At 71.7% G+C, this 23223-nt stretch carries 17 protein-coding genes, 1 rRNA gene and 1 pseudogene; 8 read left to right on the top strand and 11 right to left on the bottom strand.

All coding sequences use genetic code 11. From position 1 onward, the window contains the following. Nucleotides 1-313: 313 nt before the first annotated feature. Entirely contained in the window at nt 314-979 is a 666-nt protein-coding gene (locus ACFZDE_RS04975; protein WP_391197533.1) for an HAD family hydrolase, read from the bottom strand. Between the two features lie 193 nt (nt 980-1172). After that, a complete protein-coding gene (locus ACFZDE_RS04970; protein WP_391197531.1) occupies nt 1173-1676 on the bottom strand; it encodes a DUF6912 family protein in 504 nt (167 codons plus the stop codon). 658 nt (nt 1677-2334) lie between these two features. On the opposite strand from ACFZDE_RS04970, the pseudogene ACFZDE_RS04965 reads away from it, so the two are divergent. Then, nucleotides 2335-2985 (top strand): annotated as a pseudogene (locus tag ACFZDE_RS04965) (Rv3235 family protein); the annotation flags it as partial. Nucleotides 2986-3082: 97 nt separating this feature from the next. Here the strand turns inward: ACFZDE_RS04965 and secA are convergent. Then, a complete protein-coding gene (secA, locus tag ACFZDE_RS04960) occupies nt 3083-5929 on the bottom strand; it encodes a preprotein translocase subunit SecA (RefSeq protein ID WP_391002968.1) in 2847 nt (948 codons plus the stop codon). A 279-nt stretch (nt 5930-6208) separates the two neighbouring features. Here secA and ACFZDE_RS04955 point away from each other — a divergent pair, with 279 nt between their 5' ends. Together ACFZDE_RS04955 and ACFZDE_RS04950 are read left to right on the top strand one after the other, a co-directional pair. Then, nucleotides 6209-6775: a GNAT family N-acetyltransferase gene (locus tag ACFZDE_RS04955; protein ID WP_391197528.1), complete on the top strand. Its 567-nt coding sequence runs from the start codon at nt 6209-6211 to the stop codon at nt 6773-6775. Between the two features lie 121 nt (nt 6776-6896). Continuing rightward, entirely contained in the window at nt 6897-8069 is a 1173-nt protein-coding gene (locus ACFZDE_RS04950) for a DNA glycosylase AlkZ-like family protein (protein WP_391197526.1), read from the top strand. A 42-nt stretch (nt 8070-8111) separates the two neighbouring features. Here the strand turns inward: ACFZDE_RS04950 and ACFZDE_RS04945 are convergent, their stop codons facing one another. From ACFZDE_RS04945 to mtnA, 7 genes are all read right to left on the bottom strand, one after another. After that, the gene (locus ACFZDE_RS04945; protein WP_391197523.1) at nt 8112-8858 is read right to left on the bottom strand and encodes a response regulator; all 747 of its coding nucleotides are present in this window, start codon (nt 8856-8858) and stop codon (nt 8112-8114) included. 205 nt (nt 8859-9063) lie between these two features. Then, on the bottom strand, nt 9064-9759 hold the full coding sequence (gene hpf, locus ACFZDE_RS04940) for a ribosome hibernation-promoting factor, HPF/YfiA family (RefSeq protein WP_030837593.1): 696 nt from the start codon (nt 9757-9759) through the stop codon (nt 9064-9066). A gap of 310 nt (nt 9760-10069) precedes the next feature. Continuing rightward, nucleotides 10070-11029, bottom strand: a complete 960-nt coding sequence (locus ACFZDE_RS04935) for a ComF family protein (RefSeq protein ID WP_391197520.1) — start codon at nt 11027-11029, stop codon at nt 10070-10072. Between the two features lie 257 nt (nt 11030-11286). After that, the gene (locus tag ACFZDE_RS04930) at nt 11287-13116 is read right to left on the bottom strand and encodes an LpqB family beta-propeller domain-containing protein (protein ID WP_391002957.1); all 1830 of its coding nucleotides are present in this window, start codon (nt 13114-13116) and stop codon (nt 11287-11289) included. Next, complete coding sequence (gene mtrB, locus ACFZDE_RS04925) at nt 13106-15265, bottom strand: MtrAB system histidine kinase MtrB (protein WP_391197517.1); 2160 nt, start codon at nt 15263-15265, stop codon at nt 13106-13108. The genes ACFZDE_RS04930 and mtrB overlap by 11 nt, the downstream gene beginning before the upstream one ends. 1 nt (nt 15266) lies before the next feature. After that, a complete protein-coding gene (mtrA, locus tag ACFZDE_RS04920; protein WP_009188938.1) occupies nt 15267-15956 on the bottom strand; it encodes a two-component system response regulator MtrA in 690 nt (229 codons plus the stop codon). Nucleotides 15957-16135: 179 nt separating this feature from the next. Then, nucleotides 16136-17284 (bottom strand): S-methyl-5-thioribose-1-phosphate isomerase, encoded by a 1149-nt coding sequence (gene mtnA, locus ACFZDE_RS04915; RefSeq protein ID WP_391197515.1) that lies wholly within the window; start codon nt 17282-17284, stop codon nt 16136-16138. A 140-nt stretch (nt 17285-17424) separates the two neighbouring features. Between mtnA and ACFZDE_RS04910 the strand changes: the two genes are divergently transcribed. Genes ACFZDE_RS04910 through ACFZDE_RS04890 form a run of 5 tightly spaced genes read left to right on the top strand, consistent with a single transcriptional unit; the run spans nt 17425 to nt 23050 of the window. After that, complete coding sequence (locus ACFZDE_RS04910; protein WP_391197513.1) at nt 17425-18786, top strand: glycerophosphoryl diester phosphodiesterase membrane domain-containing protein; 1362 nt, start codon at nt 17425-17427, stop codon at nt 18784-18786. A gap of 4 nt (nt 18787-18790) precedes the next feature. Further along, on the top strand, nt 18791-19558 hold the full coding sequence (locus ACFZDE_RS04905) for a DUF4129 domain-containing protein (protein ID WP_391197510.1): 768 nt from the start codon (nt 18791-18793) through the stop codon (nt 19556-19558). Beyond that, the gene (locus ACFZDE_RS04900) at nt 19555-20751 is read left to right on the top strand and encodes a DUF4350 domain-containing protein (RefSeq protein WP_391197507.1); all 1197 of its coding nucleotides are present in this window, start codon (nt 19555-19557) and stop codon (nt 20749-20751) included. The genes ACFZDE_RS04905 and ACFZDE_RS04900 overlap by 4 nt, the downstream gene beginning before the upstream one ends. Continuing rightward, nucleotides 20751-21740 (top strand): AAA family ATPase, encoded by a 990-nt coding sequence (locus tag ACFZDE_RS04895; protein WP_391198877.1) that lies wholly within the window; start codon nt 20751-20753, stop codon nt 21738-21740. Before ACFZDE_RS04900 ends, ACFZDE_RS04895 begins: the two co-directional genes overlap by 1 nt. Beyond that, entirely contained in the window at nt 21740-23050 is a 1311-nt protein-coding gene (locus ACFZDE_RS04890; protein ID WP_391197505.1) for a DUF58 domain-containing protein, read from the top strand. Before ACFZDE_RS04895 ends, ACFZDE_RS04890 begins: the two co-directional genes overlap by 1 nt. Before the next feature lie 78 nt (nt 23051-23128). Here ACFZDE_RS04890 and rrf read toward each other — a convergent pair. Continuing rightward, nucleotides 23129-23223 (bottom strand): 5S ribosomal RNA (gene rrf / locus ACFZDE_RS04885); the annotation flags it as partial.

Here is a 23223-nt window from a genome sequence, read left to right as displayed (position 1 = left end):
ATCTTGAGCTGCTCCACCGGTGTGACGCTGCTCTCTGCGACGCCCGAAGCCAGGTGATGCTCGGGGTCCCGGCAGTCCTCGACGCCACGTCCCGCCCGCGAAGACCAGCGACCGCCGCCCGGTCACGGATGTCGTCCGTGCTCTCCGGGCGCAGGGCAGGGACGACGACGTCCCCGCGAGCTATCGCGCTGATCACGCCACCAAGGCTATCGCTCCTCACAGGGGCTCCGTCATGAGCCGTATGTGTACAAAACCAGCCCTCGAAGTTTGACGTTCTGCACAGTGTCGCTACGCGTTTCGGTCAGGACACCCGTCAGGCGGCGAGCCGCTCCGCCTCGGCAACCGCTTCCTCAAGCGTGTCCACGACAGGAACGCCGACGGCCTCCAGGCTCACTCTGCTGTGCGACCCGCCGGTGTACAGCACGGCCCGGGCCCCCACGTGCAGCGCGGCGACCGCGTCGTCCGCCGCGTCACCGATCACCACGGTCCGCTCCGGCGCCACACTGCTCAGCGACGCCAGGTGCCGCACCATGTGCTCGGCCTTGCTGCCCCCCGACGGCCCGGTCCGCCCGTCCACCCGTATGAAGTGGGGCTCGATGCCGAACCCGCGCACCAGCGGAACCAGCTCCTCGTGCACGTACATGCTCAGGATCGACTGGCTGCGCCCCGCCGAGCGCCAGTCGGCCAGCAGCTCCACGGCCCCCGCGGTCAGACCGCACGCCGTCCGGTGCTCGGCGTAGTACCGGTGGAAGATGTCGTCCATGGCCTCCCACTCGGCCTCGGTCGGCAGCCGCCCCATCAGCCGCTCGTAGAACTTCGGCACCGGTACGCAGTACAGCTCCCGGTACCTCTCCAGCGTCAGCGGCTCCAGCCCCAGCTCGGCGAAGGCCGCGTTCGTCGCCCCGATGATCGCGTCGATGTCGTGGAACAGCGTCCCGTTCCAGTCCCAGACAATGTGCGCGCCCGTCTTCGTCCCCATGCCCAAAAACGTACCCGCCCGCACTGACAATCAAGAGAACAGCACCTCAACGCGCCCCCTGCGGGCGGTTCAGCTCGGTGGCGGGTTCAGCTTCCGTGGCGGGTTCAGCTCGGTGGCCGGTTCAGCTTCCGTGGCCGGTTCAGCCTCGGTGGCCGGTTCAGCTTCCGTGGCCGGTTCAGCCTCGGTGGCCGGTTCAGCTTCCGTGGCCCACCAGGTTCGCGATCTCCTGGGTGGCGAACCACAGCAGCTCGTGGTCCTCGGCGCCGTCCACGACGGCCAGGGCGTCGTCGTCCCCACGCTCCGCCGCCGGCAGCGCCTTGGCGGCCGCCGCCACCCCGGCCTGCGCGTCCGTCGCGTCGACGTGCACGGACGCGGCCTTGCCCAACGGCACCGGGCCCGCGACCCGCACCTCCCCCGGCTCCGCCGGGTCGTGGTCCGCGCTCGCGGCCCGGTCGGGGACGTCGACGGCGATCACGATCCGGCGCCGCGGGGCCTCGGGCTCGGCCGCCAGCAGACGCAGCGAGGCCAGCGCGGCCCGGCCGAGCGCCGCGTACTCCAGTTCCTCGATGTCGTCGGAGGCGTACCACTCGCGCAGCCCCGGCGTCACGGCGTAGGCGACGAACGCTCCGGCTCCCAGCTCACCCGTCTTGTACGCCTCGGCGAGACCGGGGAGGGTCAGGGGCACGTAGACACGCATGGCTGGCCGCTTTCGTGGTCGTGGTCAGGGGAGGGCACCTGGGGAGCTCCGGAGAGCTCCCGGAGGGCCTTCAGGATACGTGCGTGGCGTCCCCTTTCGAGTTCCGCCCCGGGGCACCGGACGCGTCCACCTCCGGCCAGGAATTCACCCGGCGCACCCCCCTGATCCCGGGCTCCACACCCCCGATATCACCCGGATAGGTGAACATTCCGGCGCCCGCGACCCGGGTCCCGCTTCCTTGCCGCGGTCCCCGTCGGCCCCGTACAAGATCACCGACCGAAGTTACTCCCCGGTATCCACCGGGCTCCGAAACGGGGACCCCATGCACAAGGTCATGACCCGGACCCAACACCGCCCACCCACCTACCCTCCAGGACTCGCCCCCGGCGGCGGCACAGCGCCCCGCACCCTCACACCGGCCCACGCGGCCTCGCCGACCCCAGGCGCCGCAACACCCCGCGTCCCCGCTGACGCCACCGCCGGGCGCGCCCGGGCGAACACCTCACCCCGCTCCCCCGGCGGCACCGCGCCCGACGCCTGGAGCCGCAGCGCTCCGTACGGCTCCGCGAGCACGACGCCCCACACCGCCGCCGGAGCCGGATCCGGCTCCGGCTCAGGATCCGCGCCTCCCGCTTCCGTCCCCACCCCCACCTCCGCCGCACCCCCGAGGTCCCCCGGCAGCGGGCGTTCCCGGCCTTCGGCCGCCGGCGGTCGTCCACCGGCCTCCGCTCGCGGCAGGGGCCCTCGCAGCCGCCCGGCGGACACTCGTCCGCCCACCCCCGCCCCGACCCGCGCAGCCACCCGCAGGGCCCCTGAGACGTCCGCCCCCGGGGCCCCGCGCGCGGGCGTCGCCACCCCCGTCGCCCCCACCGCCCCTGCCGCCCCCACCACCCCTGCCGCCACGACGGCCACCTCCGCCGAACCCACCCCACGCGTCCCGGACCAAGCGTCCCGGCACGCGGCAGTCCCCCAGCCCCTGCCCACCGACGTGTTCGCCGACCTCCTGGTCGCCGTGCTGAGCGGTCACCGCCCCGTCCACTCGATGCTCCGGCACACCCGCGGCCGGGCCTACGACGAACTGGCCTGGCTGGCCGAACGCGGCCCCCTGCGCACCCGCGGCATCCGCCCCGTCGTGCGCGACATCGGCTACTTCGAACCCCGCCCGGGCGCCATCGAGGCCTTCGCACGCGTCGGCGCCGGTGACCGGCTGCGCGCCATGGCCTTCCGCCTGGAACTAGGCCAGGACCTGCGCTGGCGCTGCACGGCGGTGGAACTCGGCCCCCGCCCACCCCGCCCGCGGTCCGACTGAGGCGCACAGAACGGTCCGACCAAGGCGCACAGAAACCGAGGGGCCGGACACCCTCAGGTGTCCGGCCCCTCAAGCCACTACGCCGCCTCGGCGACCGTCACTTCTTGCGACGCCCCCGGCCCCGCGACTGCTTGCGCCGCTCCGCACGCGTCAGGCCGTCGGCCTCGGAGCGCACCGGCTCGCCGTCCTCGGTGAAGTCGCCCTCGATGGTGCCGCCCTCGCCGTCGACCGTCGGCGCGGAGAAGTGCAGGTTGCGCCGCTGCGGGACGTCGAGCCCCTTGGCGCGGATCTCCGGCCGGGAGCCCGCCTGCGCCGGCACCGCGTCCTGCTTCTCGAGGTCGGCCACCGGCTTGGCGTCCTCGACCGGGACCTCCTCGACCTGCTGCTCGACCTGGACCTCCAGGTTGAACAGGTAGCCGACGGACTCCTCCTTGATGCCCTCCATCATGGCGGTGAACATGTCGAAGCCCTCGCGCTGGTACTCGACCAGCGGGTCCTTCTGCGCCATGGCGCGCAGGCCGATGCCCTCCTGGAGGTAGTCCATCTCGTAGAGGTGCTCGCGCCACTTGCGGTCCAGCACCGACAGCACGACCCGGCGCTCCAGCTCACGCATGATCTCGGAGCCGAGCTGCGTCTCACGCGCCTGGTACTGGTCGTGGATGTCGTCCTTGATGGAGTCGCCGATGAACTCGGCGGTCAGTCCGGCCCGGTCGCCGGCCGCCTCCTCCAGCTCCTCGATCGAGACGTTGCACGGGTAGAGCTGCTTGAAGGCGCCCCACAGCCGGTCGAGGTCCCAGTCCTCGGGGAAGCCCTCTGCGGTCTCGGCCTGGACGTAGGCGTCGATGGTGTCGTCCATGAAGTGCTGCACCTGCTCGTGCAGGTCCTCGCCCTCCAGGACGCGGCGCCGCTCGCCGTAGATGACCTCGCGCTGGCGGTTGAGGACCTCGTCGTACTTCAGGACGTTCTTGCGCGTCTCGAAGTTCTGCTGCTCGACCTGCGACTGGGCGGAGGCGATCGCGCGCGTGACCATCTTGTTCTCGATCGGCACGTCGTCCGGGACGTTCGCCATCGACATCACGCGCTCGACCATCTGGGCCTTGAACAGCCGCATCAGGTCGTCACCGAGGGAGAGGTAGAAGCGGGACTCGCCCGGGTCGCCCTGTCGGCCGGAACGACCGCGCAGCTGGTTGTCGATGCGCCGCGACTCGTGCCGCTCGGTGCCCAGCACATAGAGCCCGCCGAGCTTCTCGACCTCGTCCTTCTCGTTCTGGACGGCCTTCTCGGCCCGCTCGAGCGCCTCGGGCAGGGCGTGCGCCCACTCCTCGATGTGCTCCTCGGGGTCGAGGCCGCGCTGGCGCAGCTCCGCCTCGGCGAGGTCCTCGGGGTTGCCGCCGAGCTTGATGTCCGTACCACGGCCGGCCATGTTGGTCGCCACCGTGACGGCGCCCTTGCGGCCGGCCTGGGCGACGATCGTCGCCTCCCGGTCGTGCTGCTTGGCGTTGAGCACCTCGTGCTGGATGCCGCGCTTGCTGAGCTGCTGCGAGAGGTACTCGGACTTCTCGACGGAGGTCGTGCCGACGAGGATCGGCTGGCCCTTGCGGTGCTTCTCCTCGATGTCGTCGACGACCGCCTCGAACTTGGCGACCTCGGTCCGGTAAATCAGGTCCGACTGGTCCTTGCGGACCATCGGCCGGTTCGTCGGGATGGGCACCACGCCGAGCTTGTAGATCTGGTGGAACTCGGCGGCCTCGGTCATGGCCGTACCGGTCATGCCGCACAGACCGGGCTGTTCCTTGTCGTTGTGGTCGTGGCGCTTGTAGAGGCGGAAGAAGTTCTGGAGGGTGATCGTGGCGAGCGTCTGGTTCTCGTCCTTGATCGGCACCGCTTCCTTGGCCTCGATCGCCTGGTGCATGCCCTCGTTGTAACGGCGGCCCGCGAGGATACGTCCGGTGTGCTCGTCGACGATCATGACCTCGTCGTCGATGATGACGTAGTCCTTGTCCTTCTTGAAGAGCTCCTTGGCCTTGATGGCGTTGTTCAGGTAGCCCACCAGAGGGGTGTTCACCGACTCGTAGAGGTTGTCGATGCCCAGCCAGTCCTCGACCTTGGCGACGCCGGACTCGTGGATGGCGACCGTGCGCTTCTTCTCGTCGACGTCGTAGTCGCCGGTCTCCTCGAGGCCCTTGAGCGGCTGACCGGCCTCGCCGCGCTTGAGGCGCTTGACCAGCTTGGCGAAGTCCCCGTACCACTTGGTGGCCTGGTCGGCCGGGCCGGAGATGATCAGCGGCGTACGGGCCTCGTCGATGAGGATGGAGTCGACCTCGTCGACGATGGCGAAGTTGTGGCCGCGCTGGACGAGCTCGTCCTGGGACCACGCCATGTTGTCGCGCAGGTAGTCGAAGCCGAACTCGTTGTTCGTGCCGTACGTGATGTCGCAGGCGTACTGCTCGCGGCGCTGAGCCGGCGTCATGTTGGCGAGGATGCAGCCGACCTCGAGGCCCAGGAACCGGTGGACGCGGCCCATCATCTCGGAGTCGCGCTCGGCCAGGTAGTCGTTGACCGTGATGATGTGGACGCCCTTGCCGGACAGGGCGTTCAGATACGCCGGCAGGGTGCCGACGAGGGTCTTGCCCTCGCCCGTCTTCATCTCGGCCACGTAGCCCATGTGCAGGGCCGCGCCACCCATCATCTGCACGTCGTAGTGACGCTGGCCGAGGACGCGCTTGGCGGCCTCGCGGACGGTGGCGAAGGCCTCGGGCAGCAGGTCGTCCAGGGTCTCGCCGTCGGCGTAGCGCTGCTTGTACTCATCGGTGAGGGCGCGCAGCTCGGCGTCGGAGAGGTCGACGAAGTCCTCTTCGATGGAGTTGACCTGGTCCGCGATGCGGTGCAGCTTGCGCAGGATCTTGCCTTCGCCTGCACGCATGATCTTCGAGAGGACGGACACGGGGGTTGGTCTCCTTGCCGGTCGGGCCTGGGACGGTCGGTTACCACTTGACTTACTGAGCAACGGCCATCGTATGCGAGGACCCCACCGCGCCGGGAGGGCCTGCCGTGACGGCACCGTCCGCTGCTTCCATTCTGATTCACGTCTGCTTCAAAGGGGACAACGTGCGGCCCCCTCGGATAGTGCCGCACCCCTCCACCGAATTGCACACCGTGTGACCACTCCTTCACCGAGGGCAAACCCATGGCGTCGTGACCTGCCTCCGCGCAGAATCGGCCGATGGACCCCGTCACCCTCACCACGGACCGCCTCCTGCTGCGCACGGTCGGCGCCCAGGACACCGACGCGGTGTACGACGCCTGCCAGGACCTCGACATCCAGCGCTGGACCACGATCCCCTCGCCCTATCTGGGCGAGCACGCCCGGAGCTTCACGGAACAACTGGTCCCGGACGGCTGGGCGGACGGCTCCATGTTCACCTTCGGCGTCTTCCTGCACTCCGGAGAACTCGCGGGCATGATCAGCATCACCCTGCGCGCCCTCGGCATGGGCGAGCTCGGCTTCTGGGCCGTGAAGGAGCACCGCGCCAACGGCTACATCACCGAGGCCGCCCTCACCACCTGCCGCTGGGCCTTCACCCAGGCCGCTCTCGACCGCGTCGAATGGCGTGCGGAGGTGGGGAACCGGGCGTCCCGTGCGGTGGCTCAGCGAGCGGGCTTCACGATCGAGGGCACGCTGCGATCCGCGATGAACAACAACGGAGTGCGCCGGGACATCTGGGTGGGCTCCCTGCTCCCCTCGGACCTGGGCCTCCCCTCGACGGCGCCGTACCTCCCGGCGCGCTGACCGGCCCGGCCCTGGGCACAACCGCGGCCGCAGCCAGAACCGCGGCCCCGCACAGACCCGCTCGCCTGGGCAGAACCGCAGGTCGCACCGCATTGTCAGACCCACCCCCTAGTCTGCGGCCATGACCACCCCGCGCCCCATCGCAGACCTCTCCGCCGACGAGGCCCGCAGAATCGCGCTCCGCGCCCAAGGGTTCCTCGGCGCGCCCGACCGTCGCTCCGGCGTCCGCGGCGTCCTCCGCCACCTGGGCGCGATACAGCTCGACACCATCTCGGTGCTGGCCCGCTCCCACGAGCTCGTTCCGTACGCCCGCCTCGGCGCGGTCGGCCGCAAGACGGTCGACGACGCCTACTGGAAGGACACGCACTCCTTCGAGTACTGGTCCCACGCCGCCTGCATCCTCCCCATCGAGGATTGGCCCCACTTCGCCTTCCGCCGCCGCGCCTACCGCAACCGCCCGCACTGGAACCACGACCTGCCCGACGGCACCTACGACCAGGTCATCAAACAGCTCCGCACCGAAGGCCCCCTCACCGCGACGGAGTTGGGCGGCGCGAAGAAGACGAGCGACTGGTGGGACTGGTCCGGCTCCAAGGTCGCCGTCGAACGCGCCCTGATGTACGGCGAGGTGGTCTGTGTGGAGCGCCGCGGCTGGAAGCGCGTCTACGACCTCGCCGAGCGCGCCGTTCCGCAGGAGCTGCTGCACGACGAGCTGGACGACACCGAGTGCCTGCGCCGTCTGGTCGGGCTGGCGGGCCGTGCCCTAGGGGTCGGCACACGCGCGGACATCGCCGACTACCACCGGCTCAAGGGCGAGCAGTTCGACGCGGTGATCGCGGAATCGGGCCTGGTCCCGGTCTCGGTGGAGGGCTGGGGCAAACCGGCCTGGGCCGACCCGGCTGCCCTGGAGACGCCGCCGCGCGGCCGTCACCGCACCACACTCCTGTCGCCTTTCGACTCCCTGATCTGGGAGCGGGCGCGCACGGAGCGGATCTTCGGCTTCACCCACCGCCTGGAGGCCTACGTCCCCAAACCGAAGCGGGTGTACGGCTACTTCGCGATGCCGGTGCTGGCCGGCGGGCGTCTCGTCGGCCGCGTGGATCCAGCCCGCGAGGGCCGCACGCTGGTGGCCAAGCAGGTCTCCCTCGACGGCCCGAAGGCCGTACCGGCGATCGTTCAGGCCCTGGCGGAGGCGGCGACCTGGGTGGACTGCACGAACGTCCGCGTGGAGCGGGTCGACGCACCTGACCTGCGCGAGCCCCTGGCGAGGGAACTCACCCGCATTCTCGACTGAGGAGGCCAGGGCCCCGGGTCCCTGACGTAGGGGCCCCGGTCCCTAGCGGATCTCGAGGATCTTCTCCCGCATCGCGTACACCACCGCTTCCATCCTGGAGTGCAGCTGCAGCTTCTCCAGGATGTTGCGGACGTGGTTCTTCACGGTGTTCTCGGAGATGAACAACTCCTTGGCGATGTCTCGGTTGTTCATTCCCGTGGCGACCAGCTTCAGGACTTCCAGTTCGCGGTCGGTCAGACGCGGCGCGGGCACCAGCCGGCGTTCGTCCGTGCGCTGGATCATCGACTTGAACTCCGTGAGGAGTTTCGACGCCATGGACGGGCTGATCTGCGACTGCCCGTCGGCCACCGCGCGAATGGCGGTGGCCACCTCGTCCGTGGAGATCTCCTTGAGGAGATAGCCGGTCGCCCCCGCCTTGATGGCGTCGTAGAGATCGGCTTCCTCGTCGCTGATCGTCAGCATGATGATCTTGGCGCTGGGTGCCACCTCCTTGATGGAGGTGCAGGCCTCGATCCCGCCCCGCTTGGGCATCCGCACGTCCATCAGGACGATGTCGGGCAGCAGGTCGGCGGCCTTCTCGACGGCCTCGGCGCCGTCGCCCGCCTCCCCGATGACCTGGATGTCCTCCTCGGCCGCGAGCACGATCTCCAGGCCACGGCGGAACAGGGCGTGGTCGTCCACCACGAGGACTCTGATCGGTTCCTTGCGTGGAGTCCCCGAGTCCGGGCCCATGCCGACGACGCCGTCGTGGGCATCCTCGTCACGCATCGGTCCGAAGCTGTCCGCCATCGTTCCTCCCCCTGAAGGCTGTGGCCTTGAGGTCCTGAGCCATCGCCAACCCAGAGCAACGACCCACCGGTTGGGCCGTGGCCTCCATGATTTCATGCCCGGACGGCGCCGGGGTGCCGGAGCGGGGCGCGAAGTGGTCGCACGGGGGTGCCCCTGGGGGCGCACACGCGCTCCAGGGGCACCTGTTCCGCTGTCACCGGCAGGGTCAGCCGCCGAGCGCACCGCCCGCGTCCGGGGAGTGCGCCTGGGTGACCATCGTGTCCGTGCTGAGGTGGATCACGCCGTAGTCGTAGGCGTGCCGTCGGTAGACGACACTCGGTTCCTTGGTCTCGGAGTCGACGAACAGGTAGAAGTCGTGCCCGACCAGCTCCATCTCGTAGAGAGCCTGGTCGAGGGTCATGGGTGCCGCGACGTGGGTCTTCTCGCGGACGACGATGGGGCCGTCACCCTGCACTTCCAGCGAGCCGATCTTCTTCGTGGGTACGGCCTCGGGCTCCTCCTCGGGAGCCGGCACGAGTCCGTTTCCATTGAGTGTCGCCACGCCCGGGACGTGGTCGGCGACCTCGGCGGCCGGGATCCGGCGCGCACCACGGCGCGAATACCGCTTGTCGTGCTGCCTGCGCAGCCGGGCTTCCAGCTTTTCCGCCGCCAGGTCGAGCGCCGCGTACGGATCGCTCGCCGCTGCCTCCGCCCGGATCACCGGGCCGCGGGAGCGGAGCGTGATCTCCACTCGGTCGCAACGGTCGGCCTGCCGGGGGTTGGGCTCCTTGGACACCTCGACGTCGAGGCTGATCACCTTGCCATCGAGCTTCTGGATCTTCTCCAGCTTCAGCTTCTCGGCCACGTGCTTCCGGAACCGCTCGGGCACCTCGGTCTTGCGGCCCTTGACGACGATGTCCACGCAGAACTCCGTTCCCGGATCGCTCCGCTTCGGTGCGGAGCGTCTCCCTTTTGCACCAGGCTCCGGTGAGTCCCGGAACCTCGGACTCGGTGACTTCCACCTCCTCCCCCGCGAGCGAGATCTCCACTCCACCGTCGCGAGTGATGATGAAAAACCCGCAGCACGGCATTCGGTTTTGAGAGGTGTGGCCTGCGGCTTTCCTCTCAACCGAACATATCTCGCCCGGACGGATGTCGTCACCCTCTACTGCGGCGTACCTCCGTTCAGGTGAAAAGGCCCTCTCGTTACCTGCAACGACACAAGATCTCAGTCAGTTCCGGTTTATTTCGAAAGAGTCCGGTGATGCCGCGACGACTGCCGCGCACACCAGGTCAACGACTCCGCCGGCGTCACCCACACCCGCGTTTACCTGCCGGTCGGGCCACCGACCCGTCCTCTCCCGCCTTGATCCGACGTTCTGTTCTTCTCTGCTTTCCCACGTCTCTCCCTCGTACACGGTCGAAGTCCACGCAGCGTTCGGAATCGGCCCCGGCACCCCGCCCTGCCCACCGGACGGGTCCCCGGATCGGCCCTCGGGCAGGCCTTCAGGAGCGGACGAAACCGCCCGCACGGCTCGCGCGGCCTCCGACAGGGAGGCACCCGTGGTCATCACGTCGTCGACCAGGACGACCCGGCCCCCGAAGAGCAACCGCGCTCCCGCGGGAGCCACCAGCAGAGCCCCCGCGAGATTGTCCAGCCGCTGCCGGGAGTTGAGCCCCGACTGGTCGGCCACGGCCCGCCGCTGCCGCAGCACCCCGGCCACCCGCGCCGCGACTCCCCTCCGCCGCAGCTCACCCGCCGCCGCGAATGCGATCCGCCGCGCCGGATCATGTCCCCGGGCCCGCACGGAACGCCGCCCGGACGGCACCGGCACGAGCAGCACCGGCGCCCTGCCGCCCCGGGGCCACGCCGCCCCGGCCCCCGCCGGAGCCACAGCACGCCTCAGCCCCGCCCGCACGGCGCCCGCCAGTGCCACCCCGAGCGGTCCGGCCAGTGCCAGGGCGCCCCGCTCCTTGTGGGCCAGCAGCGTCGCCCGGACCTCGTCCGCGTACCGGGCGGCCGCGTGCACCACGGGCAACCCGGGCGGCTCCGGCACCGGCCGCACCCGCTGCGCCTCGGCTCCGCCCAGCACCGCACGGCACCGCGCGCACAGCACCGTACGAGCCACTCCGCAGCCCCCGCACTCGCCCGGCAGCACCAGGTCGGTGAGGTCCTGCCACCACCCCCGCATGACGTCCACTGTGCCGACACGGCCCGGGCCCCGCCACCCCTGTGGATAACGGCGCCCCTGTGGACAAAGAACCGGCAAGCCACCTCGCGGGAGACCAGGCGGCAGCCCCCTGCCTGGCCCCCTGTCCGGGCCCCCTCTGTCCCGGCCCCCCTGTCCGGCCCCCGGAACCCCAAAAGCCGCCCCTCCCGAGTCGACCCCGGCAGGAGCGGCCATCCGCCCCGGCGCCCCGGCCCCCTCCGCGACCGGGAACGCTCACCTCACCCCGGATACACCGGAGCCGTCCCCTCCGTGACCTTCTTCCACTGCTCGCCCGTGGGCAGCCGCACGATGCCGTCCACCGAGTACGCCACCAACGGCAGCTGGTCGTCCTCGGACGCCGTGACCTCCTTGACGCCCGTCAGAGCCGCGGGCGCCGGCACGTCCGGCGTGGAGCCGTCGACCTGGACGTACCGCATCTGCTCGACGCCCCCGTGCTCGCGCCCGACCACCACGAGCCGGCTGTCCCCGGCCCACGACATGGTCGTGACCTGCTCCAACTCCGGCGTCGCGGAGCGCAGTTCCACCACGCTCACGGCCGGCTTGCCACCCGGCTCGCCGTCCCGCTCGATCAGCCCGATGAGAAGGGTCTTCTTGCCGCCCTTCTCCACGACGAGCGCGATGCGCACCCCGTCCGCGGCCACCCGCACAGACTGGATCCGTCCGTCCAGGTGCGGCATCCGCACCTGAACCGGATCGCCCTTGCCCTCCTCGAAGAAGAGCAGCCGCGGACGGCCGGGGTCGCGGTCGGCGACCCACAGGCCGTCGTCCGCGTCCCAGCTGGGGGTCGTCAACCGGTCCTTCTCGGCCGGGCCCCGGCTGCGCAGCAGCGGCTCGCCCAGCGAACCGCCCGAGACCAGCGACCCCACGTACAGCGACCGGCCGTCGAGGCTGACGCCGGCCGCGGTGCGCTCGTCACGCGAGACGGCCGCCGACCGCAGCGCGGTGTCGCCCTCGCCGAGCGCCCCCGGCGCCGCGTCCGCGTCGGTGCCGCTGTTGCCCGTGGGGATCCGCACGAGTCGGTGCTTGCCGTCCACGAAGTACAGGTAGTCGGGGTGGCGCGCCGAGCTCCGGGAGGCCGCCGCGTCGGCCGAGCCCCGCGTGAGCGAGCACAGCTCCGACCCGCCGGCCCGCAGCCCGACCTCGTCCACGGCGGGGCTGAGGTTGCGCAGCGTGAACAGGATCTGCGCGGCCATCTCCTGGCACCGGTTGGTGCCGACGCGGGCCGCCTTGTCGTTGAGCGGGATGGTCAGCTTGTTCCGGTCGTCGGGCGTCAGCGCGCCGGCGCCCTTCGCCAGCGCCGTACCGGTGGGGAAGCTCGATCTGACCACGGGTCCGAGCCATCGCGTGGGCCCGTGCAGCAGGGAGTTCACCATCTGGGTCATCGGATCCACGCGGCGGCGCACATAGACGGGGTCGGCGACCGCCGTGGGCTGGGACTTCGACCCGGCCGCCTCGGTGTTCGAGGCGAAGTAGTACTTGCTGACGGACATGTAGTTGCGCAGGAAGTCCGACTCACCGATGACGACGCCCTGCGGCAGCGCGTCGATCCGCCACTGCCGCTTGCTGTCCTGCGTCAGGTGCACGCTCCTGCCGTACGCCCCGGTCGCCGGCGCGTAGGCCTGCTGCGCGTCGACGGTGGCGACCTTGTCGCCGGTCAGCATGTACGAGATCTTGCCGGTGTCCTCCCCGCCACCGCCCGCCTCCGGTTTGGCTCCGGGCCCGTCGGTCAGCACCGTGACGGACGCCTCGGGCCGCCACGCCTTCGCGGCTTCGCCGGTCAGGTACTGGCGCGCGGTCTTGTAGTGCGGGTCGTCGCTGGTGAGCGCCTCCAGGAAGCCCTGCACGATCTCCGAGGGCGGCGCGTCCTCCCCCGGCGGCACGGCGAAGACCCGCACCTGGGTCTCCTGGCGCGGGGTGGACTCCACGCCCCGCAGATCCCCGCTGTCCGGCATCGAGGCGCACCCCGCCAGCACCAGGACGCCACCGGCGGCGTACGCCATCACGCGCGCGTGCCTGCGCCGGCCGCGCCCCTCGCGGTCAGCGCCCACGAGATGCCTCCCCTTGCCTGTCCACGTCCCCCGGCTCGCTCTCCCGGCCGTCGTTCTCGTCCCGCGGCCCGTTCACCACCGGACCCCGCCCGGCGTCACCCTCGTCGCGTCCGGGCCGCTCCTGGCCGCCCGCGCGGGCGGCGGACTGGCCGGTGCCCGCCGGCGGGTCCTGCCGCCGTGTGCCCGAGGCGGGCCGGGGCACGACACGCGAACCGTTGCCGGGCAGCGCCGTCGGGTCCACGGTGGGGGCCACACGGGGCGGTATCGGGTCCCGCTTCGCCCCCTGCGGCACCGGCCCGCTCACCGGCTGGGCCGGCACGGTCGCCCGCTTCTCGCCATCCCCGCCGCCGCAGGGCAGCCCGGCGTCGTCGAGACCCCGGTTGCGCCGTGAGTCCTTGGGCTCCAGCGGTATCGGGGAGCCCCGCAGCGGCTCGTCGGCGGTCCTGGGCAGCGTCAGCCGGAACTGCGAACCACCGCCCGCCTCGCCCCACGCCTGCAACCAGCCGCCGTGCAGCCGCGCGTCCTCCAGGGCGATGGACAGCCCCAGGCCCGTACCGCCCGTGGTACGCGCGCGTGCCGGATCGGCCCGCCAGAAGCGGCTGAACACCCGGGTCGCCTCGCCCGGCTTGAGCCCGACCCCGTAGTCCCGCACCGCCACGGCCACCGCCCCGCCCGCCGCGGCGAGCTTGACGACGACGTCCTGGCCCTCGCCGTGCTCGACGGCGTTGACGACGAGGTTGCGCAGCACCCGCTCCACGCGCCGGGCGTCGGCCTCGGCGACCACGGGCTGCTGGTCGCCCAGGATCCGGATCCGCGTGCCCTTGCGCTCCGCGAGCGGCTCGGCCCCGCTGACCACCCGCCGGACGACGTCCCTGAGGTCTATCGGCTCCGCCTCCAGCGCGGCGGCCCCGGCGTCGAACCGGCTGATCTCCAGCAGGTCCGCGAGCAGCGACTCGAACCGGTCCAGCTGATCGGCGAGCAGCTCCGCCGACCGCGCGGTCACCGGGTCGAAGTCCACCCGCGCCTCATGGATGACGTCCGCGGCCATCCGTACGGTCGTCAGCGGCGTACGCAGCTCGTGCGACACGTCCGACACGAACCGGCGCTGCATACGCGACAGGTCCTCCAGCTGGCTGATCTTCAGCTGGAGGTTCTGCGCCATCTTGTTGAAGGCCTCACCGAGCCGCGCGATGTCATCCTCACCGGTGACCTTCATACGCTCCTGGAGCCGCCCGGCCGACAGCCGCTCGGCGATGCCCGCCGCCATCCGCACCGGCGTCACGACCTGCCGCACCACCAGCCACGCGATGGCCCCGAGCAGCACGACCACGAACAGCCCGGCCGTCGCCAGCGTGCCCTTGACCAGGCTCAGCGACTTCTCCTCCTGGGTCAGCGGGAAGAGGTAGTAGAGCTGGTACGGGTCGCCGTTGGGGTCGTTGACCTGCTTGCCGATGACCAGGCCCGGCTGGGAGTCCTTGGCCGGGTTGTTGTACGTGATGCGGGTGTAGCTCTGCGCGGCCGTCGTGCTGCTGCCGATCCGCTCGCGCAGGTCGGCGGGGACGCTCCTGCTCCAGTCCACCTCGCCGGAGGCACGCTGCCCGCGGCCACCGCCGGCGTCGGCGTCGGACGCCGGGAGCGTCACCACGTCGAAGGCGCCCTGACCGCCGCTGGACAGCGAGGAGACCAGGTCGCTCATCCACGGAGTGACGTTCTGCGCGGGGCGCCCGTCCGAGGTGGCGGCGTCGTCCCCGGTGCCGCTCGCCGCCTCGTCGGCCCGCTGCTTGGCCACCGCGAAACCGCCCGTGGCCTGGCTCTGGGACGCCTTCACCTTGGCGTCCAGCAGGCCGTTGCGCACCTGCCCGATGACAACGAAGCCCAGCAGCAGCACCACACCCAGCGACATCAGCAGCGTCGTGACGACGACCTTGAGCTGGATGTTGCGCCGCCACAGCCGCATGACGGGCAGCAGCGGCCGGCGCACCCACCGCATGAACAGGCGGATGACCGGGCTGCCCTGGACCCCGCCGCGCAGCAGTCCGCTCTCCAGGAACCGCGCCCAGCGGGAGCCGGAACCTTCCTTCCGCCCGACAGGCCGCTCCGGGCGGGCCCCGGACCGGCCGGGCGCCGAAGCGGCACTGTCGCCGGTCATGTCAGCTCGGCCCTGCCTTGTAACCGACACCACGGACGGTCACCACGATCTCCGGCTTCTCCGGGTCCTTCTCGACCTTGGAGCGCAGCCGCTGCACATGGACGTTGACCAGCCGCGTGTCCGCCGCGTGCCGGTAACCCCAGACCTGCTCCAGCAGCACCTCGCGGGTGAACACCTGCCACGGCTTGCGCGCGAGCGCGACCAGCAGGTCGAACTCCAGCGGCGTCAGCGCGATCGACTGCCCGTCCCGCTTCACGGAGTGCCCCGCCACGTCGATGACCAGGTCACCGATGGCGAGCTGCTCCGGAGCGGGCTCCTCCGACCTCCTGAGCCGCGCCCGGATCCGGGCCACCAGCTCCTTCGGCTTGAACGGCTTCACGATGTAGTCGTCGGCGCCCGACTCCAGGCCCACGACGACGTCGACCGTGTCGCTCTTCGCGGTCAGCATCACGATCGGCACGCCCGACTCCGCCCTGATCAGACGGCACACCTCGATGCCGTCCCGGCCGGGCAGCATGAGGTCGAGCAGCACCAGATCCGGCTTGGCCTCGCGGAACGCGGCCAGCGCCTTGTCACCGTCGGCCACGAACGACGGCTCGAAACCCTCACCACGCAGCACAATGCCGAGCATCTCGGCCAGTGCGGTGTCGTCGTCGACGACCAGGACTCGTCCCTTCATAAACGACATCATCCCATTCTCATAACAGTGGCGAAGGCAGTGGTGAGGTAGGTCACCGGCCAGTGACCATAGTCGCAGCAAGCGCTACTGTCTGCCCTCGCCCGCCCGCGGACGATCTACGGCAGGGCCGCGAGGCCGGGTTTCCGCGGCCCGGCCCCCGCCCCGCACGCCCCGAGTCGCGGCCGCCCGGCTCAGCCCGCCGCAACGGAGTGTGACCGCGCACACACCTCGGCCAGCGCCTCGGCCGTCACCGGCGAGACAACACCCTCCTCCGTGACGATCGCCGTCACCAGCTCGGCCGGCGTCACGTCGAACGCCGGGTTGTACGCCTGCGTCCCCAGCGGTGCCACCGGGATCCCACCGCCCGCCTCCGTACCGAGCATCGGCACCTGCGGCGCCGTCACCTCGGTCACCTCGTGCCCGGGCCGCTGCTCCACCTCGACGGACGCCCCGTCCGCCGTGTCCAGATCCACCGTCGTCACCGGCGCCACCACGATGAACGGCACATGGTGGTACCGCGCCAGCACCGCCAGCGGATAGCTCCCGACCTTGTTCGCCACCGAACCATCCGCCGTGATCCGGTCCGCCCCGATCAGCACCGCGTCCACCTCCCCGGCGGCGAAGAGCGACCCCGCCGCGTTGTCGGTGAGCAGCGTGTACGCCATCCCGCTGCGCGCCGCCTCGTACGCCGTCAGACGGGCGCCCTGCAACAGCGGACGCGTCTCGTCCACCCACAGCCGCCGCAGCCGCCCCGTCCGGTGCGCCGCGAGCGCCACCGCGAACGCCGTGCCCTCCCCGCCCGACACCAGCGAACCGGTGTTGCAGTGGGTGAGGATCCGGTGCCCACCGCCGGGCAGCAGCTCGTCCAGCAGCGCCAGCCCGTGCTCGGCCATCCGCCCACTGGCCTCGGCGTCCTCCCGGTGCAGCTGCCGCGCCGCGGCCAGCGCCGCAGCGGCCGCCTGCCGCACGTCGCCGCCCTTGGCGAGCGCGGCCTCGTACGCCGAGTGCGCCCTGCGTACCCCCACGGCCAGGTTCACCGCGGTCGGCCGGGCACCCGCCAGCGAGGCCGCCGCCTCGTCCACGTCGAAGCCCCGCACGGCGGCGAGCGCGACACCGTACGCCCCCGCGATGCCGAGCAGCGGCGCCCCGCGCACGGCCAGCGAGCGGATCGCCTCCACGAGCGCGGGCGCGTCCGTACAGACCAGTTCCACCTCCTCGGCAGGCAGCCTCGTCTGGTCCAGCAGGACCAGAACCGGGCCTTCCGGTGGCTCTTCCCAGCGGATCGCCGGGATCTCGGTCGGCCGCTTGTCATCGCCGCTGTGCGCGTACTGATCAGCCATGCCGTCAGTCTGCCCCCAATCGCGCGGACAATTGAAGGTACGCAGCCCATACCGCGGCCGGTCACTCCAAGACCACCCCATGGCACGATGGCTGCCAACCTGCCGCCGCGACCGCGGACGGGCACCGTGAAGGAGCGACGATGAACGACACTCCGGGCTGGGCCTCGCCCGGATCCGCCCCGTCCGACGGCCGGAAGCCGGACCAGTCCGGCCCTGCCGGGCCCACCGACCGCCCCGCACAGCCCGCGGACCAGCCGGCCCAGCCCGGCCAGGCCCCGCAGGGTCCGGGCCCGCAGTGGTCCAAGGACCAGCCGCCACCGGCCCAGTGGTCCGCCCCCAGCGGCCCCTCCGTCCCCGGCCAGGCACCCCCGCCCCCGCCCCCCGGCCCGGGCTGGGGCAACCAGCCCCCCGGCGGATACGGCCCCGGCGGCTACGGACCCGCAGGCCCCGGCGGCTACGGCACCCCCGGGCGCCCCGGCGGCTGGGGAGGCGGCTGGGGCGGCCCCCCGCCCGCCGCCAAGCCCGGCGTCATCCCGCTCCGCCCGCTCGGCGTGGGCGAGATCCTCGACGGCGCCGTCTCCACCATGCGCACCTACTGGCGCACGGTCCTCGGCATCTCTCTGACCGTCGCCGTCCTCACCGAGGTCATCGTCGTCCTCCTCCAGGGCCTCGTCCTGGAAGACTCCAGCACCGAGGCCCTCAACGACCCCAGCGCCACCGTCGGTGAGCTGAGCCGCGCCATGGGCGACGCCATGCTCAACTCCTCCGTCGTCTTCGTGATCTCCCTGGTCGGCACCGTCATCGCGACCGCCCTGCTCACGACCGTCACCAGCCGCGCCGTACTCGGCAAGTCGGTGACCATCGGCGAGGCCTGGCGGGACGCCCGCCCTCAGGTCCTCAAACTGTTCGGCCTGATCTGCGTACTGCTGCTCATCACCGTCGGCGTCGTCACCGTCGGAGCCCTGCCCGGCCTTCTCGTCACCCTCGCCGGGAGCAGCGGCCCCGGCATCGCCCTCACCGTCCTCGGCATCATCGGCGCCGGCATCGTCGCCCTGTGGCTGGCCGTCCGCTTCTCCCTGGCCTCTCCCGCCCTCATGCTGGAGAAGCAGGGCATCAAGAAGGCCATGAGCCGCTCCGCGAAGCTCGTCCAGGGCACCTGGTGGCGGATCTTCGGCATCCAGCTGCTCGCCACGCTCATCGCGAGCGTCGTCGCCTCGATCATCGTCATCCCCTTCACCCTCCTCGCCGCGGCCCTCAGCGGCGACGGCCTCACCGGCTGGCTCAACACCGGTGTCGGCAGCCTCGGCTGGTCGTTCCTCATCATCAGCGGCATCGGCTCGGTGATCGGCTCCATGATCACGTTCCCGATCACGGCCGGCGTCACCGTGCTCCTCTACATCGACCAGCGCATCCGCCGCGAGGCCCTCGACCTCGAACTGGCCCGCGCCGCCGGTGTCCAGGGCTACAGCCCCACCGCCCCCGGCACCACCCCGGGGAGCTGATGCGGTGAGCCGGGCGGGGGAACTTCTCACAACGGCGCTGCCACGCGCCGGAATACGGACGCTGCTGAGCGCCGGCGACACCTCCCTGCTGTCGTCGGCACGCTCCGCCGACGACCCGCCCCTCACCGTCCCACGCGACCCCGCGCGCGAGGCGGCCCGGCGCGAACTGTCCAAGCGGATGTACCACGAGAACGACCCCAGCCTGGTCCAGCGCGCCCTCGACGCCTTCTGGGAATGGCTCGGCAAACTCCTCAACGCCGCCTCGACCGCCACCCCAGGCGGCACCCTCGGCCTGATCGTCATCATCCTGGCCGTCATCGCGGTCCTGGCCGCCCTGTGGTGGCGCCTGGGCACCCCCCGCCGCCAACCCACCTCCTCCGCGACCCTCTTCGACGACCGCCCCCGCAGCGCCGCCGAGCACCGCGCCGCCGCCGAGGCACACGCCGCCCAGGGCCACTGGAACCAGGCCGTCCAGGAACGCATGCGCGCCGTCGTCCGCGCCCTGGAAGAACGCGCCCTCCTCGACATCCGCCCCGGCCGCACCGCCGACGAGGCCGCGGCCGAAGCCGGACGCGCCCTGCCCGCACACACCGACCGACTGCGCACCGCCGCCCGCGACTTCGACGACGTGACGTACGGCGGCCGCTCGGCGACCGAAGAGTCGTACCAGCGCATCGCGGAACTCGACCGCGACCTGGAACGCACCAAGCCCCAGCTCGCGACGAGCAGCGCCACCACGGCCCCCAACACCCGCCAGGGAGCCGCCGAATGACCACCGAGGCCACCCTCACGTCCACCTCGGCCTCGCCCACCGCCCGCCAGGTGTGGACCCGCGCCCGCGGCATCGCGCTCGCCCTCGTGGTGCTCCTCGCGGGAGCCGTCGCCATCGCCGTCGTCCGCTCCGACGCCCGCCACGGCGAACTCGACCCGCGCTCCGCCGACCCCGGCGGCAGCCGCGCCGTCGCCGAACTCCTCGCCGACCGCGGCGTGAACACCCGCGTCGTCACCACCCTGGACGAAGCAGCCACCGCCGCCGGCCCGGACACCACCCTCCTGGTCGCCCTCCCCGACCTGCTGACCCCCACTCAGCAGACCCGCCTGCACCAGGCGTTCGCCGACTCCGGCGGCCGCACCGTCCTGGTCGCCTCCGGCAGCGCCTCCATCGAACGGCTCGCCCCCGGCGTCACCGCCGACCCCGCCACCAGCCTCGACTCGACGCTCGCCCCCGACTGCGCCCTGCCCGCCGCCCGCCGCGCAGGCACCGCCGACACCGGAGGCGTCCGCTACACCACCACCCACCTCGGCGCCGACGCCTGCTACCCCAGCGAACGCCTGGCCACGCTGCTCCGCCTCCCGGACGAGAAGGGCAACGGCGACACCATCGCCCTCGGCGCGCCCGACATCCTCCTCAACAACCGCCTCGACGAACAGGGCAACGCCTCGCTCGCCCTCCAACTCCTCGGCTCGCGCCCCCATCTGGTCTGGTACCTCCCCTCGCTCTCCGACACGCCGGCCAACGGCACCGACGACGAACGCAGCTTCTTCGACCTGCTCCCCTCGGGCTGGCTCTGGGGCACCCTGCAACTCTTCATCGCCGCAGCCCTGGCCGCCCTGTGGAGGGCACGCCAACTGGGCCCCCTCGTGCCCGAAAAACTCCCCGTCGCGATCCGCGCCTCCGAAACCGCCGAAGGCCGCGCCCGCCTCTACCGCAAGACCGACGCCCGCGACCGCGCGGCCGACGCTCTTCGCTCCACCACCCGCACCCGCCTCGCCCCCCTCGTCGGCGTCCCCGTCACCCAGGCGCACACGCCCGAGGCCCTGCTCCCCGCCCTGTCCGCCCACCTCCACGGCAACGGCCAGGACCAGCACACCCTCCTCTTCGGACCCCCGCCCAGCGACGACGCAGCACTCATCGCACTCGCCGACCGACTCGACGCCCTCGAAAGAGAGGTACGCCGTCCATGATGGACCCGACCACTGACAACGCCGGGAAGACCGGGGACCCGGGCACCGCCCGCGACGCCCTGGAGGCCCTGCGCGCCGAGATCGCCAAGGCCGTGGTCGGCCAGGACCCCGCCGTCACCGGTCTCGTCGTCGCCCTGCTCTGCCGCGGCCACGTCCTCCTCGAAGGCGTCCCCGGCGTCGCCAAGACCCTCCTGGTCCGCGCCCTCGCCTCGGCCCTCGAACTCGACACCAAGCGCGTCCAGTTCACCCCCGACCTCATGCCGAGCGACGTGACCGGCTCCCTGGTCTACGACACCCGCAGCGCCGAGTTCTCCTTCCAGCCCGGCCCGGTCTTCACCAACCTCCTCCTCGCCGACGAGATCAACCGCACGCCCCCCAAAACCCAGTCGTCCCTCCTGGAAGCCATGGAGGAACGCCAGGTCACCGTCGACGGCACCCCCCGCCCCCTCCCCGACCCCTTCCTGGTCGCAGCGACCCAGAACCCGGTCGAGTACGAGGGCACCTACCCCCTCCCGGAAGCCCAGCTGGACCGCTTCCTCCTCAAACTCACCATCCCCCTCCCCTCCCGCCAGGACGAGATCGACGTCCTCACCCGCCACGCCGAGGGCTTCAACCCCCGCGATCTGCACGCCGCCGGCGTACGCCCCGTGGCGGGCCCGGCCGACCTGGAGGCAGCCCGCGCCGCGGTCGCCAAGACGACCATCTCCCCGGAGATCACCGCCTACGTCGTCGACATCTGCCGCTCCACCCGCGAGTCGCCGTCCCTCACCCTCGGCGTCTCCCCCCGAGGCGCCACGGCCCTCCTGGCCACCGCCCGCGCCTGGGCCTGGCTGACGGGACGCGACTACGTCATCCCCGACGACGTGAAGGCCCTTGCCCTCCCCACGCTCCGCCACCGTGTGCAACTCCGCCCGGAGGCCGAGATGGAAGGCGTGACGGCCGACTCCGTCATCAACGCGATCCTCGCCCACGTCCCCGTCCCCCGCTGATGGCACTCACCGGACGCGCCGCCCTCCTCGCGGCCCTGGGCTCCCTCCCCGTCGGCATCTGGGAGCCCAGCTGGACGGGCATCCTCGCGGTCAACGCCCCCCTGGCCGTGGCCTGCGCCTGCGACTTCGCCCTGGCCGCCCCCGTACGCCCCCTCGGCCTGACCCGCTCCGGCGACACCTCCGCACGCCTCGGCGAGACGGCGGACGTCACCCTCACCCTCACCAACCCGTCCCGCCGCCCCCTGCGCGCCCGCCTCCGCGACGCCTGGCCGCCCAGCAGCTGGCAGCCCGGCACGGAAACGACCGCCTCCCGCCACCGCCTCACGGTCCCCCCGGGCGAACGCCGCCGCATCACGACCCGCCTGCGACCCACCCGACGAGGCGACCGCCACGCCGACCGCATCACCATCCGCTCGTACGGCCCCCTCGGCCTGTTCGCCCGCCAGGGCACCCACCGGGCTCCTTGGACGGTGCGCGTCCTGCCCCCGTTCACCAGCCGAAAGCACCTGCCCTCGAAGCTGGCCCGCCTGCGCGAACTGGACGGCCGCACGAGCGTCCTCACCCGCGGCGAGGGCACGGAGTTCGACAGCCTGCGCGAGTACGTTCCCGGCGACGACACCCGCTCCATCGACTGGCGCGCCACAGCCCGGCAGACCACGGTCGCCGTACGCACCTGGCGCCCCGAGCGCGACCGCCACATCCTCCTGGTCCTCGACACCGGCCGCACCTCGGCCGGCCGCGTGGGCGACGCACCGCGCCTCGACGCCTCGATGGACGCGGCCCTCCTCCTCGCAGCCCTCGCCTCCCGCGCCGGCGACCGCGTGGACCTCCTCGCCTACGACCGGAAGGTCCGCGCCCTCGTCCAGGGCCGCAGCGCAGGCGACGTCCTGCCCGCCCTGGTCAACGCGATGGCCACGCTCGAACCTGAGCTCCTCGAAACGGACGCACGAGGGCTGGCGGCCACCGCTCTGCGTACGTCCCCACGCCGTTCCCTGATCGTCCTGCTCACCACCCTGGACGCGGCTCCCATCGAGGAGGGCCTGCTCCCTGTCCTGTCCCAGCTCACCCAGCGCCACACGGTATTGCTGGCGTCGGTGGCCGACCCGCACATCACCGACATGGCGACGTCTCGTGGCCATGTCGACGCCGTCTACGAGGCCGCAGCGGCCGCCCAGGCCCAGTCGGAACGCGACCGCACCGCTGAGCAACTGCGCCGCCATGGCGTCACGGTCGTGGATGCCACACCGGACGACCTCGCGCCGGCACTCGCGGACGCGTATCTGGCACTGAAGTCCGCAGGGCGTCTATAAAACAGGAAAGGCCCCCGAAAGGGGGCCCAAACGCAGAAAACCCCCGCATCCGAAGATGCGGGGGCTTTCCCAAGAATTGTTCGGCGGCGTCCTACTCTCCCACAGGGTCCCCCCTGCAGTACCATCGGCGCTGTAAGGCTTAGCTTCCGGGTTCGGAATGTAACCGGGCGTTT

Origin of the sequence: Streptomyces sp. NPDC007929, assembly GCF_042959065.1 — a bacterium.
In the GTDB taxonomy this organism is placed as follows: Bacteria; Actinomycetota; Actinomycetes; order Streptomycetales; family Streptomycetaceae; genus Streptomyces.
The sequence above is the reverse complement of the archived record's forward strand: the minus strand, read 5'-3'. Positions and strand labels throughout refer to the sequence as shown.